Below are 17,031 nucleotides of genomic sequence, written 5' to 3' on the forward strand. Positions count from 1 at the left end.
TTTTCACTTCCTTTTTACCATTTTCTAAAAATAACGGCGTATTCCTTTGTTATCGAGCTTTCTCTATACTCTTTCCCTCTTGGGTTAATCTCAGCCAAATTATTTGGATTAATAAATTCATAAGTACCCACTAATCGCCAACCTAAGTATTTTATCATTTCTATAAAAATTTGTTTCAAATCTATAAAGATATCCTTATAATAGGAATTTTGAATAACAATGATACATTTCCCTTCATTTTTCATTACTCGATCAATTTCTTTTAAAGATAGAAAAATGGAATGAAAATATTGTAAATATGTTTTCAAATAGTAAGTTCGGGAAGCTTTGGAATGATGATTTTCTATTTTTGATAATGTTTCCAAACATGTTGGTCCCCACTCTCGAATTGCTTTCGGTGTTTGCTTATGAATGACAGGCGCGCCAATCAAAGAATGTCTTAATTTAACAAAATCAATTTCACTAATATTAAATATAGCTAACTCCAAACTGGTCATAATTGCATAATCAATTCTAGTACAATATGGAGGTGAAGTAATTATTGTTTCAACACTCGAATTATCTAATGGGATCGATTCTGAACGGCCAATGATTATTTTTGGTTTCACTTTTTGATGGACGTTATTATGCTCATATACTTGAACTAAACGGTTATATTCATTCAGATATATTTCGTCTATTTCTGCTTTTGAAAAACTCTTCCTTTCTGTTAATATTGGCTTCTTTATCCAAGTTGGATTGGAAGATTTCAAATCATGGGCTAAATGTTTTAAAACATTAAAAAGGATTAAGCAATAAAATGCTTGTAAATTTGAATAATCATTATTCACGATGACTTCCCTCAGGTATTTGCCATTAAATATAGTTCGCTCTATATTTCTAATTATTTTTACAGTATCTTTATGAAACCAATTACATAATGCATCATTTTCCTCTACATTTGTTCTAAATTTATCCGATGATTTTAAAAGATAATTTGCATTATAGGGGTTGGTTTCAATGTTAAATAAACGAGCAGAAGCAATAATACTCATAACCGGATTAATATCCAAACCAATAGATGGAATCCCTAATTTTGATGCTACATAAGTAGTTGTTCCGCTCCCATTCCAAGGATCAAGAATAATTCCATTAGTATTTACTTTTAAAATCTTTATGATATCCTCAACAAAATCCTCAGAAAAACCCGGGTAATATTTATATATAGTATTATCTCTGTTCTTTAATTTCGTTGTTCGAGGAAAGTTTTTCATGGAATCAACCTCAAATCTACAACTTATTTCTTCACTATAGTGTACCATATCCCTTTAATTTTTAAGAACAATATGCTGAACACGGATCCATCTTCCTTCACCAAAAATGAGCAGATTCTTCCCTGTCTTTAAGCTGTATTTTAAATAATTCCTCTTGTTTACTCAATAAAAATCTAAGGGACGTCCATAAAACTATACTAACATCACTTTGTTTTCCCGATTCGCACTTAAGCTTTCCCACTCTTTGATCGCATCAAGTACTTCCTGCTCATTCATCGCTAACTCCTCCAATTCCTGCAAAATGTCGGTGTCTATCGTCTTTTTCCGGTAATCTGCAGCAGAAAGCATCATCAGCCATGGATAGGCTGCCGGTGGTTTCGCTTTCATCCCTCGTCTATATTTTTTCCACTTTGACTTGAACTTTGTCAAATCAAATGTGTGAAATTCCAGATGCGGGCTCCACATAAAAAACTCCAAATCCTCATAAACATGAAAGCGGTTATGGAATCGTTTGGTTTGGTGCGGGAAAAGCAGGTAATTTAAGATAGAAATCATGATTGTAGGAACAAGTTCTGTATAATTTTGTCCGGCCTCTAACGTGGAAGAGAAAAGTTTTGTCCAATAATAAAGCACTCGTTCCCGCATATTGTGCTGATTTTCCACCTGGATTTCAACATTTATTCTCTCATGGTTGGATGTGTAAACGAGGATATCAAGCAGACCTGTTTTGCCGTCCGGGTCAGATTTAATGAGTTCGGTGTTCTCATACTGGACATCGACAATTCTGTCCTGCCCTTTCCGGTTCAACAAGTCATTCAAAAAGGCGATGGTGATGTTTTTCCGGCTCGGGTGACCGAAAAGCTGTTTGAACATAAAGTCCATTTTGAGATCAAGGTATTCTTTTGTCATGAGGATCCTTCCTTTCGAGGTTGTTTTGCGAGGGTTTTATAGAATAAATCTATTAATTTGATATTATTTGAAACCTTTTCTGATGTCAACCATTTTTTACAATGGTATGTGTCAAGTTTTTCTCGACAAGGTTTAAATATCGGGTATTCCAAGACACTCTTTTTGTACACTTTCGGCTACCGTGCTTTACTTGCTCGGTGTAATTTTCGGAAAAGATGTAATATTTCCGTATAAAGATGGATAACGGGGATGTTGAGGCGCGCGAAATTCACTCGCTTTCCGCGGGCGACCGGTGAGCCTCCTCGCTCGTACCTCGCTGCGGGGTCTCTCCTGGCTCGCTTTTCCCGCAGGAGTCTCGTAAATTTCGCGCGCCTCAACGATCAGTCACCACTGATCCAGGCTTAAAACGAAAGCTCTAATATTTTGCTTAAATGTCCCATTGCCGATGAACTGCTTGAATGCAGGGCAACTGATCCGTGCTTTACGCCCACTGACGGGCGTACAGGCTGCTTGAGTAGTTGAGACATCCTGATGAATTGTTTCAAGTTCCGTTGCTTTCTCTCGCTTCTTGAACGGTGTTTCAGATAGGCTTCTCTCAATGTCCCATTGAGTATGCCTTGTTTGATTTTCACCATGGCTTCTGCGCCAAGTTCACTCCAATGCATGCCCCTTTTTTTCATCCTGAAGGAGATATGCCTTTGATTCGATTCCATCGCTCCTAGGCCTCTCGCACCTTCCGGCACGTTTTTCACCCTGTCTCTCCAGTCAAAAATGCGGTCCCAGTTTTTCAAGATATACGAACGGAATTCCTTGATTTTCTTGAGAGCCTTTTTATCCGTCAAGGTGCTTTCGTGCGTATCCAAATATAACGTGAATTGGTCCAGGTCATGCGTTCTAATCGCTTTTCTAATTTGCTCCTTGATCTCGCTCTTTCCGCCCCCAAATGTCCTTATGATGGCTTGTGCAACGTGGTAGGTATCCAGCTGGTTGAGCACCGGAAATTCCGACTGTGAGAAAGCTGTTTGAAACCGTTCAGCTGTGTATCCCGCACCTCCATCACTGTTTGTAATGACATGCGTTTTTTCGAGGGAGTAGGTGTTGGCAGCTGTGGCTTGGACTTCATCCCAAAATGTCTGAATGTCTTCCGTCGTCATGATGACTGTGGGCTGACGCAGGGAGACCCTTTTTCCATTGGTTTCCCATCCCTCATAGAGAATGGCGTGGTGGACTTCCATACTCTGTTTCTTTTTTAGTCCCCGAACGAATACACCATCTGCTTCAGAAAACAGGTAGTCTACCTTCTTCCCCTCAGGCAGGGAAACAGCTATTTCTAGCTCTTCTACAAGTGCCTTATCGGCTTCCGCCTGAGTTTTCCCTACGTGTTTTACCATGTTCCCTACAGTTGTGTGACTAAGACTCACTGCTGTCCACTCTTTTAAAATATCAGCTACTTCCCGATAGGTGTTCTCACTTGCCAACTCTGCCACCTTTAATTCCACTAACGGGCTGTATCGTTGGTGTGGTACCAGCCCTAACCATTCATCCAGAGGATAATGGGAATTTCCTCTCTTGTCATGCATTAATGAGCGTTTAAAGGTCACACTTCCAAATAGAAACTGAATGTTTCTGTTATCACTCCGGCAGTACACCCAGCCCTCCTCTAACTTCTCCTGTTTAATTGTTTTATCTAACTCTTCAAATATTTCCCCAACCCATTGTGTAAAAGCCTTCTGCATCAGAAGTTTAAGCTGTTCTTCAAATTCGATAAGACTCTTTGTATCCTTTAATAATCCAGCAATTATTGATATAATATCCATGGGAAGACCTCTCTCTCTAGATGTTCATCTTGAAGTGTACAATTAGATGATAGAGCGTCTTCCCATTTTTTTCCACTCATTTGCCCCTTCGAGTAAAATTTTACACATACTTCCAATGCCATCCGGTCCGCCCCCATCCCCCATAAAATATTTCTCCTCAAACGGGCCATCTATGAATTTGAAATTGCCCATAAAAAGTGTACGGACCGAAAAATGAAGGAGCCGGTATGCACGCGTACTCCTCCGGCTCCTAAAAAGACAAACCTGCAAATATTCCAGCTTCCTTATTTTGTGTCGAAAAACTTGCCATCCAGATCGGCACCCTAAACCGTTTTGCATCTGAAAATCCGGAAGCCGAGGATCTCTTTGGTTGACTCAAACATAATCATATGATGCTCAAGCATCTCAAAATACTGCACATCCACGCCCTCCGACAATGAAAAATCAGGGACATTTTGAACTCCAAATTGCAAATCATATTTTTCAGAATGGATGGATTGAAACCCTGCTTCTTGAAAAAGCTGCACCCACTGTTCCTCGGTTAAAATTCGGGATACTCCATAAAAGTCTTTGATGTGTGCTAATCTTTGGGGCGAAACAGGCTGCTCCAAAACCATTTCAATCGCAATTAAACATCCGCCGGGCTTCAGCACCCGCTGAAATTCCTGAACCGTTTTGGGCATATCGGTAAAAACGATCACCGACTCTGACAATACCAAATCAAATTGACTGTCTGCAAACGGGAGAGCCTCTGTGTTCCCGTGCACAATTTGTATCGGCAAACCTAATGACCGGACTCTTTTCCTGGCTTTTTCCACCATCAATTGATGATGATCCAGCCCTGTCACTTGGCATCCGTACTGCTGCGCGACGTATGCAGCAGTTTGGCCGGTGCCGCAGCCCGCATCAAGCACTGTTGTTTTTTTTCCTATATGTTCAGTCGATAATATATCCTGTGTCAGCTTGAAACCGCCTGGATGCGCTCCGCCGACTCCCAGTTCTGCTAAACAATTCAGGTAAGTATATTCCCGATCCACTCTAACCCCTCCCTTGCCATTCAAACAGCTGGCTCGTTTATATACCGTATGTACCATTGCAGAAATCGGTAACCGTTATCGTTTAAAAACATACTTTGGTTAAGAAAAAGCAATGGAGGAAGGCATATGGGGGTTGTTAAAACGGACAAGTGGCTGCGCCAATTATATCACCAGCCTGTAGCGATTTGCGAAAAGTTTAAAGCGCATTTTAAAGGCGCAAGTGCTGCGGAAATTTATGACTACCTGGCTTATCATGGCATGTACCAGCCGGAAGATAACGGAGCCGGGATTGTCCGGCAATTGCAAAACCGGCATGTTTGGGAAATCGTAAAAAATGAATTTCTTTGCTGCAAAAAAGAATGGAATGGGCCGGATGTTCCGATCTATATTTTTCCGTCTGACTCCGCCAATTTACTGATTCAAAAAGAATTTAACGGAAAATCAGGATTAGCCTTTAAAGATCAATTATTTTTATTTGTTTCGGCCCGGAACAGCGAAACAGAAATCAGGTCATTATTTGTCCATGAGTATAACCATGTTTGCCGGCTTACAAAATACCCGAAAGAGGAGGCCGATTATGTTTTATTGGATACGATTATTTTAGAAGGGCTGGCAGAAAATGCAGTTAGGGAAAAATTCGGGCGTAAATACGTTTCATCCTGGGCCTTTTCTTATTCCAATGACGAAATGGAAAAGATATGGAGACAATACGTGTACCCGCATAGAAACCTTAAAAAAACAAAACAGCAACATCAAGAGATTTTGTACGGTTCACGTGTCTATCCGAAAATGTCCGGTTATTGCGTCGGATACTAACTCGTCAAGCAATATCTTGAAAAAACCGGCCTCTCCGTAAAAGATGTGCTCAAAACCGATGCAAAGGTTTTGGCACAAATCGATTCCATGTAATTTTCATCCCTGCACCCGGGTTTCAAAATCCCGCACGATAATTCCACAAAAAGTCTGATCGTTTTGTCCACCGTATCCGCCGGCAAAAATCATATACTGTACCATTCCTAAAGGATTGGAGGATATGTTTATGTCATTTCGTCACTTCCATGCATTATGCCATCGATACAGGGGCAGAGCGGTCCAAATTCGGACGGTTGATGGACGGATCTATAGAGGCATTATTCATCATGTGAGCGGAAACAGAGTGTTCCTTCGGCCGCTTGGAAGCCCCCGCAATCTTGGCGGGTTTGGCTACGGAGGCTGGGGTTGGGGATGGGGATTTGGCTGGGGCATCGCCATCGGTTCAATCGCTGCTTTGGCTTTAATTCCTTTCTTCTTCTGGTAAGAAGTTTTTACAGTATTTTTAGGAGCAGATAGAACTCGCGCAGCCCGGCCGGGTAATCGGGTTAAGCCGTCTGCGCATTTACGGAAAACGCCCTTCCCTTATGGAGAATTTCACATAGTATGTTATGGCAATTTCGAAAGGAGGTTAAAAATATGTCTGATGGCGGCGTTTACAGTGGCGGTTTCGCTTTAGTCGTCGTATTGTTTATCCTGTTGATCATCATCGGTGCCTCATATGTCGGTGGTTACGGTGGCGGATATGGAGGATATGGGCTACGGCGGTTGTTTTTGGTAAGCCATTCAATGAAGTAAGGGCTCCGGCATTTAAAAGCCCGTTTTCCATGCCTCCCTCACATGCTCGCCGTTGCACGGAAAAAGGGGCTGGCTGCCTTATACAGCTTATCATGAGAGACGGAACGGATCCGGGGGTACACATTGTGCTCCCGGTTTCTGCTTTCCGGGTTTTCTTATCATCAAATTGTCATCTCATTTTGGTAAGCCGTTAAATGAAGTAGGAGTCTCCAGCATTTAAAAGCCCGTTTTCCATGCCTCCCTCACATGCTCGCCGTTGCACGGAAAAAGGGACTGGCTGCCTTATACAGCTTATCATGAGAGCCGGAACGGATCCGGGGGTACACATTGTGCTCCCGGTTTCTGCTTTCCGGATTTTCTTATCATCAAATTGTCATCTCATTTTGGTAAGCCGTTAAATGAAGTAGGAGTCTCTGGCATTTAAAAGCCCGTTTTCCATGCCCCCCCTCACATGCTCGCCGTTGCACGGAAAAAGGGACTGGCTGCCTTATACAGCTTATCATGAGAGCCGGAACGGAACCGGGGGTACACATTGTGCTCCCGGTTTCTGTTTTCCGGGTTTTCTTATCATCAAATTGTCATCTCATTTTGGTAAGCCGTTCAATGAAGTAAGGATCTCCGGCATTGAAAGCCCGTTTTCCATGCCCCCCTCACATGCTCGCCGTTGCACGGAAAAAGGGACTGGCTGCCTTATACAGCTTATCATGAGAGACGGAACGGATCCGGGGGTACACATTGTGCTCCCGGTTTCTGTTTCCAGGGTTTTCTTATTATCAAAATGCCCATTAAATGATTGGGTGGACGAGACCCCTGGGATCGGGAATTTTCCCGTCCGTTCGACACTTTTCCCCATCCTCCCGTCCTTTTCCTAACATCGCTTGAATGTATTGTTGGCGTTTTCTTAAGGTGGTAGTCTTGAAATGTACCAAGGAAGAAAACGAATTCACAAAAGGAGATTATAAAAATGGGATTAGTACTGGCACGTATAGATCAACGTTTAATTCACGGAATTGTTGTGACACAATGGGCTGCACATACAAAAGCAAAACGGTTGATGGTCGTCGACGATGAGGTCAGTAAAGATGAAGTTCAAAAAGCGGCGATGCGGATGAGCAAGCCTGCAGGTACCGGAATGTCGATTATTGATACGGACACTGCTATCGCTAACTTCAAAGCGGGAAAATATGACAGTCATAATGTGTTGCTCATTGTCCGCGAACCTGAAACTTTGCTGAAGCTAGCATCAACAATTCCGCTATTTTTTACATTTATCCGCAAGCGGGAAAAGCAATTTCCAACAGATTCTATATTTTCAGCCCCGCCAAGCCCGCGGATAATTTCGCCTGCCAAATGCCGACCATCCGCGGATTTTTTAGAGCGGCCATCTTTTTCGATGGATAATTCTGTTTTTGCGTTTTCCCTTCCTGGCGTCTTCAGGTTGAACTTTTTAATCAAAACGGCAAACACGATGTAATAGGTTGCCAATTGCACGACACCGACAGCTAAATATACAGGCCACCTCGTTCTCGAAATGCCGGCCGGCAAGTTATACGATAGAAAATCGATTAATCCGCCTGCCCCATATGTCCTTGCCCCTAATTGCACCGTAATGACTTGAAATAATCCGTCCATGACAGAATGAATGAACCAGAGGAATGGGGAGGCAAATAAAAATGTAAACTCTAATGGTTCCGTAATACCGGCCACGGCGGATGTAACAACCGACGGAATCAAAATGGCTTTTAGCCTTTTTTTATTTTCCGGTCTGGCTGTCCGATAAAACGCGATGGCGGCACCAACCAGGCCAAAAATTTTGACCATTCCGTATTGTAAATATTTGGATGAGGCATCAAATACCTTGATATGGGGGTCGGTTAACTGCGCCATGAATATATTTGTAGCCCCGAAATAAGGCTTGCCATTGATGGTAAGCTCCCCTCCAATATTGGAAAAACTGAACGGGGTATAGACTAAGTGATGCAAGCCGGTCGGGATTAAAAAGCGATTTAAAAACCCGTATATAAACAAACCGAAAGACCCGGACTGATTGATGGATTTTGTTGCCGCCGTAATCCCGCTTTGAATAAACGGCCAAATAAAGTTCAAAAGGACGGCTAAAAAAAGCACGAGAGGAACCAATGCCATAAAGACAAGTTTGGTATTGCCATATGCCCCAAAAGCTCCTGGCATTTCTTTATCATACAGCCTGTTGTGAACAAGCGCCACGACAACACCCATTATGATCCCTAGGAAAACGCCCATATCGATGACTTGAAATCCTAAAATAACCGTTTGCCCGGTACCAACTAAATCCGAAGCTGCTTGATATTTGATTAACTTACCGGTTAAAGACAGCCAATCATGATTCGCACCCAGGAAAACCAAATAGGAAAATAAAGCGATCAGCGATGCTTCCGCTTTCTTTTCTTTGGCCATTCCCACTGCCATCCCTACACAGAAAACAAGGCTCAGATTATTTAAAATGGGCCAAAGACCGTTTCCAATGAAATTGCCTGTTTTTATCAAAAACCCGTGTGCTCCAACAACTGCCGGATTAGAAAGAATCGAAGAGACCGCTAATAGGATCCCGACAACAGGCAAAAACATGATTGGAACCACAATGGCTCTCGAAAAAGTCTGCATTGCATTCAACATTTTTTCTTTCATGGATCATGGCCCCTTTGAAAAGTATTTTAACATAATAAACGGGCTCTCATGATTGTGTGCTTATATTTTTTTAAAAATATCCTGTACCGGTCCTGCCTGGCAAAATGAACGGCGTGATTGAGGAAATGCCGGCAGCCAATAAGGTAAAAGTGTTCGATCATAGAGATCTGGACATCCATATCAAATTACGATGATCCCGTGCTTAGCATGATCAGGAGTTGAGTATTGCCTTTTTTCCTTGTTTTTTCGTCTCCGCATCAATCTATCATTCTTGCAGAGAAATTCAGTTTAATGCAACCCTCCTACCGAAACATTCAGATGAAATTAAGAAAAATTTAAAAGAAGTCCTCTAGACTAGGTTTCTGTAATGAACCTCAAAACTTAAAGGGAGGGAGCGAAATGCATTCCAACGCGCATGGCACAATCCCGGTTCTCTATATTGTGGTTCCTTGCTATAACGAGGAGGACGTCCTGCCAGAGACGATATCCCGGCTTTCCTCGGTGATGCGCCAATTGATGAAAGACCGTTCCATTGCCAAAGACAGTGCGATTTTATTGGTGGACGACGGAAGCAAGGACGGGACCTGGGCATTAATCAGGCAGTACTTCCATCCCAATTCTTTTGTCAGGGGATTAAAACTTGCCCATAATGCCGGCCATCAAAATGCACTATTTTCGGGTCTTATGCATGCAAAAGACCATGCAGATATCGCGATTTCAATTGATGCTGACCTTCAGGATGATGTGAACGTGATACCAGAGATGATCAAAAAATATGACGAGGGCTGTGATGTCGTTTATGGTGTACGGAAAAAACGCACAACTGATCCTTTTTTTAAACGATTTACAGCTCAAGGCTTTTATCGCTTGATGAAAATTATGGGAGCAGATATCGTATATAACCATGCAGATTTTCGGCTAACAAGCAAAAGAGTGCTCGAGCAGCTGTCGTTATACGAAGAACGGAATCTCTTTTTGCGCGGTATCATTCCAATGATTGGCTTTCAATCCACTAAAGTTTACTATGACCGTTCAGAGCGGTTCGCAGGGGAGTCAAAATATCCCTTGAAAAAAATGCTGGCCTTTGCCTTAGACGGGATCACGTCACTCAGTGTCATACCAATCCGTTATATTACATTCATCGGGCTGGCCATATTCTTTATTTCACTGATCGCAAGCCTGTATTCATTTGTACGAGATATGATGGGGCACACCGTAATCGGATGGACGTCACTCATGACATCAATCTGGCTGATTGGCGGTATACAGTTGATATGCTTAGGAATCATCGGTGAATACATTGGAAAAATTTACAAAGAAGTAAAACGCCGCCCGAAGTACCATTTAGAAGCAACTTTGGAGAAGCCATCAAATGGGTGAATCGTATAAAAAAATCCTAATCTCCTTTTAAAAACGTTTTTTAGAAAACGAGGGACATTCAAGATAGAAAGGAAGACAAAGATGGAACAATCACTTGCATCAAAAAATAGGAGAAATAAATTTTATCCATTACTTCGGGGGCGGCCTGGGGATCCGGCTTGGGAACGGCCTGCTCTCTTTGTCTTACTGCTTTTCACCGCTGTTGCGTATATATGGGGCCTTAACAAATCAGGGTGGTCTAATTCATTTTATAGTGCCGCTGTTCAAGCAGCAACAAAGAGCTGGAAAGCCTTCTTCTTCGGTTCAATTGATTCGGCAAATTTTATCACCGTGGATAAACCTCCGGCTGCTCTATGGGTAATGGATCTGTCAGCACGGATCTTCGGGCTGAATGCCTGGAGCATCCTTGTCCCCGAAGCACTTGAAGGCGTTGCATGCGTATGGATCCTCTATATAACGGTCCGACGTTGGTTCAGCGCACGCGCAGCCCTGCTTGCCGGAGGAATCCTTGCGGTCACGCCGGTCGCAGCACTGATGTTTCGTTTCAATAATCCGGATGCCCTCCTCACACTGTTACTCACGGCCAGCGCCTATTTTTTCACACGGGCACTGGAAGACGGAAAAACCAAGTGGCTTGTATGGTCTTCTGTTCTCATTGGCTTTGGCTTTTTAACGAAAATGCTGGCGGGTTTCTTTGTCATTCCGGGATTTGTTGCCATCTATTTGCTCTTTGCGCCTGTATCCGTACGTAAAAGGCTGGCCCAAATCGTTGTAAGTGCCATCACCGTTATCCTGTCCGCGGGCTGGTGGGTTGCGATTGTGGAACTTGTGCCGGCTGCGAATCGCCCGTTTATTGGCAGTTCCCAGAAAAACAGCGTACTAGATCTTATTTTCGGTTACAATGGCTTCGGCCGGATTACCGGGAATGGATCCGGAAATGGCGGCGGGCAAGGCGGTGGCTTCAGTGGAAGCGCCGGATTTACAAGGCTGTTTCATTCGGAAATGGGCGGACAAATTTCCTGGCTTATTCCCGCAGCCCTCATTCTTCTGATTGTTTCCATGTGGGTTATCCGCCGGAACTGGAGAAGTGACCGGGCCATGCCGGCTCTCCTGATATGGGCGGCTACGTTCTTCGTCACAGGCATTTTGTTTAGTTTCGGGTCCGGAACCATTCACCCATACTACACCGTTGCACTTGCGCCTTCTATTGGTGCCATCATAGGGATCAGTGCTGACGTTCTTTGGGATCGGCGCGAGGAATGGGCAGGCCGTCTGGCGCTATCTGTTGCAACTTTATTCACGGCCGTTTGGGCTTTTGTCTTGCTAAACCGTACACCAACCTGGCTGCCATGGCTGCGCTTTGCCATCCTTATCATTGGCCTGGCAGCTGCAATCGCCATTGCGTTCGGGCCATCTCTTGGCAAAAGGATGGCTTCCGGTGCTGTTGTCGCTGCGCTCATCGCTTGTCTCGCGGGACCTTTGGCATATACGATTCAGACCATTCGCACCGCTCATACCGGATCGATGCCATCTGCCGGCCCGAACATAAGCAGCAGTTCCCGCGGAAATATTGGAGGAAATCAGGGGCCTTCTGGCAATTCAAATACTAGGCAGACACAAATGCCAAATTCCGGCAGTTCGAATGCTGGACCAAACTCTGGCAACTCAAATGCCGGACAACCACAGCCACCAAACGACGGCAGTTCGAATACCGGACAGCAGCAGCCACCGAATTCCGGCGGCAACTCGAACGGCGGGCAACCACCGAACGCCGGCAACGCCAATACCGGGCAACCGCAAATGCCGGGATCCAGCAATTCCAAGAATAATGGAAACGCGCAACGAGGTGGATCTCCTGGAGGGTCTGAATCTACAAGTAAAAAGGTTGTGAAGTTGTTAAAACAAGGTGCTTCAACATACACTTGGGTCGCTGCAACGGTAGGTGCGCAATCTTCGGCTACTTATCAGCTTGCAACAGATCAACCCGTGATGGACATCGGCGGTTTTACAGGAAGTGACCCGGCCCCGACCCTTTCCGCGTTTAAAAAATATGTCCGGCAAGGGAAGATCCACTACTTTATCAATAATGGAAGAGGCTCCTTCGGCAATATGAAACAAATGGGCAAAAACTTGCAAGATGGCAATACAAATGGCAAAAAGGTTGAAAACAATGCCCCAAATGGCGCCATGGGCAGAGGTTCCAATACAAGCTCATCGATCACCAGTTGGGTTCAAAAGAACTTTAAATCAAAAACAGTTGATGGCGTTACCCTTTATGATTTGACACAGCCAAAATCGAAGTAAGCTCTATCGTGAAGACTATCCAAAAAGTTACAGACGGTGAACGCTGTCATTCATTGCGTTCACCGTCTTTTAGTCTAATGACTGGCTAATGATCACTGATGCATTCTTGTTTTTCTTAATGGGGTTTCTTCCAATTCAACGCTGGGAGGATGATTCCCGGCATTTGCCAAAAGAGATTTTTTCACACTTTGCGACTTTCGGTTTATTTTTTCAATGAAATTGGCCTGTCCCCCTTGAAAAATACCAAAAAAAGACGATAATTTTACTAGACGGATTTGACAGGATTTAGGGTATTTTGATAGAACAAGGGCCAAAAGAATGAAATTTTAAATTTCAGGAACCCTGGAGCTGGCAAAAGATCCAATTGGAAAGGAGATTGAAATGAAAAAAGGCTTAGTCATACCACTTTGTTTTGCAGTATTATCCACTCCTGCTTTTGATAAAACGGTACAGGGCGCTTCACTGACAAAATTCCTACATAGTTCAAGTGTACAAGCCGCAGCAAAAACAGAGACAAAATATGTCAATGTTGATGCGAATTCAAGCTTGACATTAAGAGCAAAGCCTTCAAAAAGTGCCGCCAAATTGGACAGCTTAAAAAAAGGAACAGCTGTATTGGTATACAATGTGTCTGATGGTTGGGCAGAAGTAAAATCCGGGACAAAAACGGGGTATGTTAGCGCGGAATATTTAACCAGCACAAAACCCGGCAGTACGGCAACGACAACGAGCACAACCAAAACAACGACGAAGTATGTCAATGTGGACAAAGGCTCCCATTTAATATTGCGTTCGAAGACCTCCACTTCGTCCAGCATTTTAGCAAGCTTGGCTAGAGGAGAAAAAGTGACGGTTTACTCTATTTCCGGGGATTGGGCGAAAGTAAAAGCCGGAAGTAAAACGGGCTATGTTCATGCATCTTTTTTGGTAAACTCAAATCCAGACAGCAATACAAGTACTTCAAAACCAGCCAAAACAACGACGAAGTATGTCAATGTGGATAAAGGCTCCCATTTAATATTGCGCTCGAAAGCCTCCGGAACGTCCAGCATTTTGGACAGCTTACCAAGAGGCGAAAAAGTGACGGTTTACTCTATTTCCGGGGATTGGGCAAAAGTAAAAGCCGGGAGCAAAACGGGATATGTTCATGCCTCTTTTTTGGCGAACTCAAATCCCGATAGCAGTGCAGACACTTCTACTCCGGCCAAAACAACGACGAAGTATGTCAACGTGGACAAAGGCTCTCATTTAATATTACGTTCGAAAGCCTCCGGAACGGCCAGCATTTTAGATAGCTTGGCTAGAGGCGAAAAGGTGACGGTTTACTCCATTTCTGGGGACTGGGCAAAAGTGAAAGCCGGGAGCAAAACGGGATATGTTCATGCCTCTTTTTTGGCGAACTCAAATCCCGATAGCAGTGCAGACACTTCTACTCCGGCCAAAACAACGACGAAGTATGTCAATGTGGACAAAGGCTCCCATTTAATATTGCGCTCCAAAGCCTCCACTTCGTCCAGCATTTTAGCAAGCCTGGCAAGAGGAGAAAAAGTGACGGTGTACTCTATTTCCGGGGAGTGGGCAAAAGTGAAAGCCGGCAGCAAAACGGGATATGTTCATGCCTCTTTTTTGGCGAACTCAAATCCCGATAGCAATGCAGGCACTTCAACTCCGGCCAAAACAACGACGAAGTATGTCAATGTGGACAAAGGCTCCCATTTAATATTGCGCTCCAAAGCCTCCACTTCGTCCAGCATTTTAGCAAGCCTGGCAAGAGGAGAAAAAGTGACGGTGTACTCTATTTCCGGGGAGTGGGCAAAAGTGAAAGCCGGCAGCAAAACGGGATATGTTCATGCCTCTTTTTTGGCGAACTCAAATCCCGATAGCAATGCAGACACTTCTACTCCGGCCAAAACAACGACGAAGTATGTCAATGTGGATAAAGGATCCCATTTAATATTGCGTTCTAAGTCCTCCACTTCGTCTAGCATTTTAGCAAGCTTGCCGAGAGGCGAGAAAGTGACGGTTTACTCAATCTCCGGGGCTTGGGCAAAAGTAAAAGCCGGCAGCAAAACGGGGTATGTCCATGCATCTTTTTTGGCTAACTCAAATCCGGATAGCAATGCAGGCACTTCAACTCCGGCCAAAACAACGACGAAGTATGTCAACGTGGACAAAGGTTCCCATTTAATATTGCGCTCGAAAACCTCCACTTCGTCCAGCATTTTAGCAAGCTTGCCGAGAGGCGAGAAAGTGACGGTTTACTCAATCTCCGGGGCTTGGGCAAAAGTAAAAGCCGGTAACAAAACGGGGTATGTCCATGCATCTTTTTTGGCGAACTCAAATCCGGATAGCAATGCAGGCACTTCAACCCCAGTCCAAACAACGACGAAGTATGTCAATGTGGATAAAGGATCCCATTTAATCTTACGTTCGAAAGCCTCCAAAACGGCCAGCATTTTAGCAAGCCTGGCAAGAGGCGAAAAGGTGACGGTGTACTCTATTTCCGGGGAGTGGGCAAAAGTAAAAGCCGGCAGCAAAACGGGCTATGTTCATGCATCTTTTTTGACGAACTCAAATCCCGATAGCAATGCAGGCACTTCAACCCCAGTCCAAACAACGACGAAATATGTCAATGTGGACAAAGGTTCCCATCTGGTTTTGCGTTCCAAAGCCTCCAGAAGTGGCAAAATATTAGCAAGTCTGCAAAGAGGCGAAAAAGTGACGGTTTACACCGCTTCCGGCCCGTGGGTAAAAGTGAAAGCGAGAGGCATAACCGGTTATGTGCTCGCATCCTATCTGTCAAATGCAGACCCTGATGCAAGCACAGCAGATGACAGCAATAATAGTTCCGATGCGCAACAATCCAATAGCAAGGTGACATCGATTGTAAAAAAATATGATCTTTCACTGGATGAACTTGCAAATATTCAAATGAAAGTTTCGCCTCAAACAGATACAAATGAACGATATATCAGAAGTGATGCCATTAAGCTGACAAGCCATACAACAGGTGTTGTCCAAAACGGAAGCTGGAATATCAGAGATGGTGCGGGTACAAAGAATCATGAAGTCGGCGAAACGCTTAAAGAAGGCACAAAGGTCACCATCCTATCCACCGTAAAAGGGGATGACGGCTATACATGGTATCAAATCAGTTATAACAAAGCATGGAAAAATGCCACGAAAAATGAAGTGAAATACTATTTAAATCCGAATAACTTTGTTTCGGATCCAGTCCGCTCACTTCAATTTTTGAAATTAACTTCGACCGCCAATCTGAATGCAACAGAAGTGAACCAAAAAATTCTTGCGGGTAAAGGCATTTTAGCCGGGAAAGCATCTGCATTTTTAACTGCAGCAAAACAAAATGGTATCAATGAAATTTATCTGATTGCTCATGCCTTACTTGAAACAGGAAATGGCACTTCCCAGCTGGCAAATGGGGTCAAGTATAATGGCAAGACAGTTTATAATATGTATGGGACTGGGGCGAATGATGGCAATGCCGTCCAAAATGGAGCCAGGTATGCCTATCAACATGGTTGGACGACCCCGGAAGCGGCCATCATTGGCGGAGCTAAATTTATCAGCAGCAATTACCTTGGCGCCGGTCAAGATACCTTGTATAAAATGAGATGGAATCCAGATGTCGCTGCAACATATGGCTATGCCTCCCATCAATATGCAACAGACATTGGCTGGGCTTACAAACAAGTGGATGAAATCTATAACTTATACAACCTATTAGACAATTACAATATCACATTGGAAGTTCCAAGTTATCAGTAACTGCCTGCAGCCATTAAGCTGTTCATAAGGATTTACGAATGAAGGCTATTCAAGACCTTGTAAAGAGCATGACAAATGGTAAAAGCTTCTCCCTTTTTGGGAAGCCGCTGAAAAAGTTCAAAAGAAAACATAAAAACGGCGAGACACCAGCATTCATAGTGTCTCACCGTTTTTTTGTCCTATATCTTGTATAGATAAAAATAAAACATCACTTTTTCAGTGCCCTTTTCCAGCATTGCCGTCAACGGCCTATGATGGGTTTTCCTT

Annotated in this window: 8 protein-coding genes and 4 pseudogenes; 7 read left to right on the forward strand and 5 right to left on the reverse strand. The window is 43.8% G+C overall.

Translation table 11 applies throughout. The features are described from left to right. Positions 1 to 14 precede the first annotated feature (14 nt). The 4 genes and pseudogenes from ABR335_RS15010 to ABR335_RS15025 all read right to left on the reverse strand — a co-directional run bounded on the left by ABR335_RS15010 (position 15) and on the right by ABR335_RS15025 (position 5,016). Positions 15 to 1,253 carry a DNA methyltransferase gene (locus tag ABR335_RS15010; RefSeq protein ID WP_017552079.1) on the reverse strand — a complete coding sequence of 413 codons (1,239 nt, stop codon included), beginning with the start codon at positions 1,251 to 1,253 and terminating at the stop codon, positions 15 to 17. A 201-nt stretch (positions 1,254 to 1,454) separates the two neighbouring features. Beyond that, positions 1,455 to 2,162: pseudogene (locus ABR335_RS15015) on the reverse strand (Rpn family recombination-promoting nuclease/putative transposase); the annotation flags it as partial. A 401-nt stretch (positions 2,163 to 2,563) separates the two neighbouring features. After that, complete coding sequence (locus tag ABR335_RS15020; RefSeq protein ID WP_014095994.1) at positions 2,564 to 3,979, reverse strand: ISLre2-like element ISBco6 family transposase; 1,416 nt, start codon at positions 3,977 to 3,979, stop codon at positions 2,564 to 2,566. 323 nt (positions 3,980 to 4,302) lie between these two features. After that, complete coding sequence (locus ABR335_RS15025; protein WP_035191120.1) at positions 4,303 to 5,016, reverse strand: class I SAM-dependent methyltransferase; 714 nt, start codon at positions 5,014 to 5,016, stop codon at positions 4,303 to 4,305. Between the two features lie 126 nt (positions 5,017 to 5,142). On the opposite strand from ABR335_RS15025, the pseudogene ABR335_RS15030 reads away from it, so the two are divergent. The 4 genes and pseudogenes from ABR335_RS15030 to ABR335_RS15045 all read left to right on the forward strand — a co-directional run. Continuing rightward, a pseudogene (locus tag ABR335_RS15030) lies at positions 5,143 to 5,925 on the forward strand (DUF2268 domain-containing protein). Positions 5,926 to 6,055: 130 nt separating this feature from the next. Continuing rightward, on the forward strand, positions 6,056 to 6,313 hold the full coding sequence (locus ABR335_RS15035) for a hypothetical protein (protein WP_026684945.1): 258 nt from the start codon (positions 6,056 to 6,058) through the stop codon (positions 6,311 to 6,313). A gap of 152 nt (positions 6,314 to 6,465) precedes the next feature. Continuing rightward, positions 6,466 to 6,546: pseudogene (locus tag ABR335_RS16830) on the forward strand (YjcZ family sporulation protein); the annotation flags it as partial. Positions 6,547 to 7,588: 1,042 nt separating this feature from the next. Then, a pseudogene (locus ABR335_RS15045) lies at positions 7,589 to 7,810 on the forward strand (PTS sugar transporter subunit IIB); the annotation flags it as partial. A gap of 5 nt (positions 7,811 to 7,815) precedes the next feature. On the opposite strand, the gene ABR335_RS15050 reads toward ABR335_RS15045, so the two are convergent. Beyond that, a complete protein-coding gene (locus ABR335_RS15050) occupies positions 7,816 to 9,291 on the reverse strand; it encodes a PTS transporter subunit EIIC (protein ID WP_350346335.1) in 1,476 nt (491 codons plus the stop codon). A 399-nt stretch (positions 9,292 to 9,690) separates the two neighbouring features. Here ABR335_RS15050 and ABR335_RS15055 point away from each other — a divergent pair, with 399 nt between their 5' ends. From ABR335_RS15055 to ABR335_RS15065, 3 genes are all read left to right on the forward strand, one after another. Then, positions 9,691 to 10,671 carry a glycosyltransferase family 2 protein gene (locus tag ABR335_RS15055; RefSeq protein ID WP_350346336.1) on the forward strand — a complete coding sequence of 327 codons (981 nt, stop codon included), beginning with the start codon at positions 9,691 to 9,693 and terminating at the stop codon, positions 10,669 to 10,671. A gap of 81 nt (positions 10,672 to 10,752) precedes the next feature. After that, the gene (locus ABR335_RS15060; RefSeq protein ID WP_350346337.1) at positions 10,753 to 12,975 is read left to right on the forward strand and encodes a glycosyltransferase family 39 protein; all 2,223 of its coding nucleotides are present in this window, start codon (positions 10,753 to 10,755) and stop codon (positions 12,973 to 12,975) included. A gap of 381 nt (positions 12,976 to 13,356) precedes the next feature. Next, positions 13,357 to 16,764 carry an SH3 domain-containing protein gene (locus ABR335_RS15065; protein ID WP_350346338.1) on the forward strand — a complete coding sequence of 1,136 codons (3,408 nt, stop codon included), beginning with the start codon at positions 13,357 to 13,359 and terminating at the stop codon, positions 16,762 to 16,764. Positions 16,765 to 17,031 lie beyond the last annotated feature (267 nt).

The sequence above is a fragment of the Heyndrickxia faecalis genome, from assembly GCF_040267745.1.
Lineage (GTDB): Bacteria > Bacillota > Bacilli > Bacillales > Bacillaceae_C > Weizmannia > Weizmannia faecalis.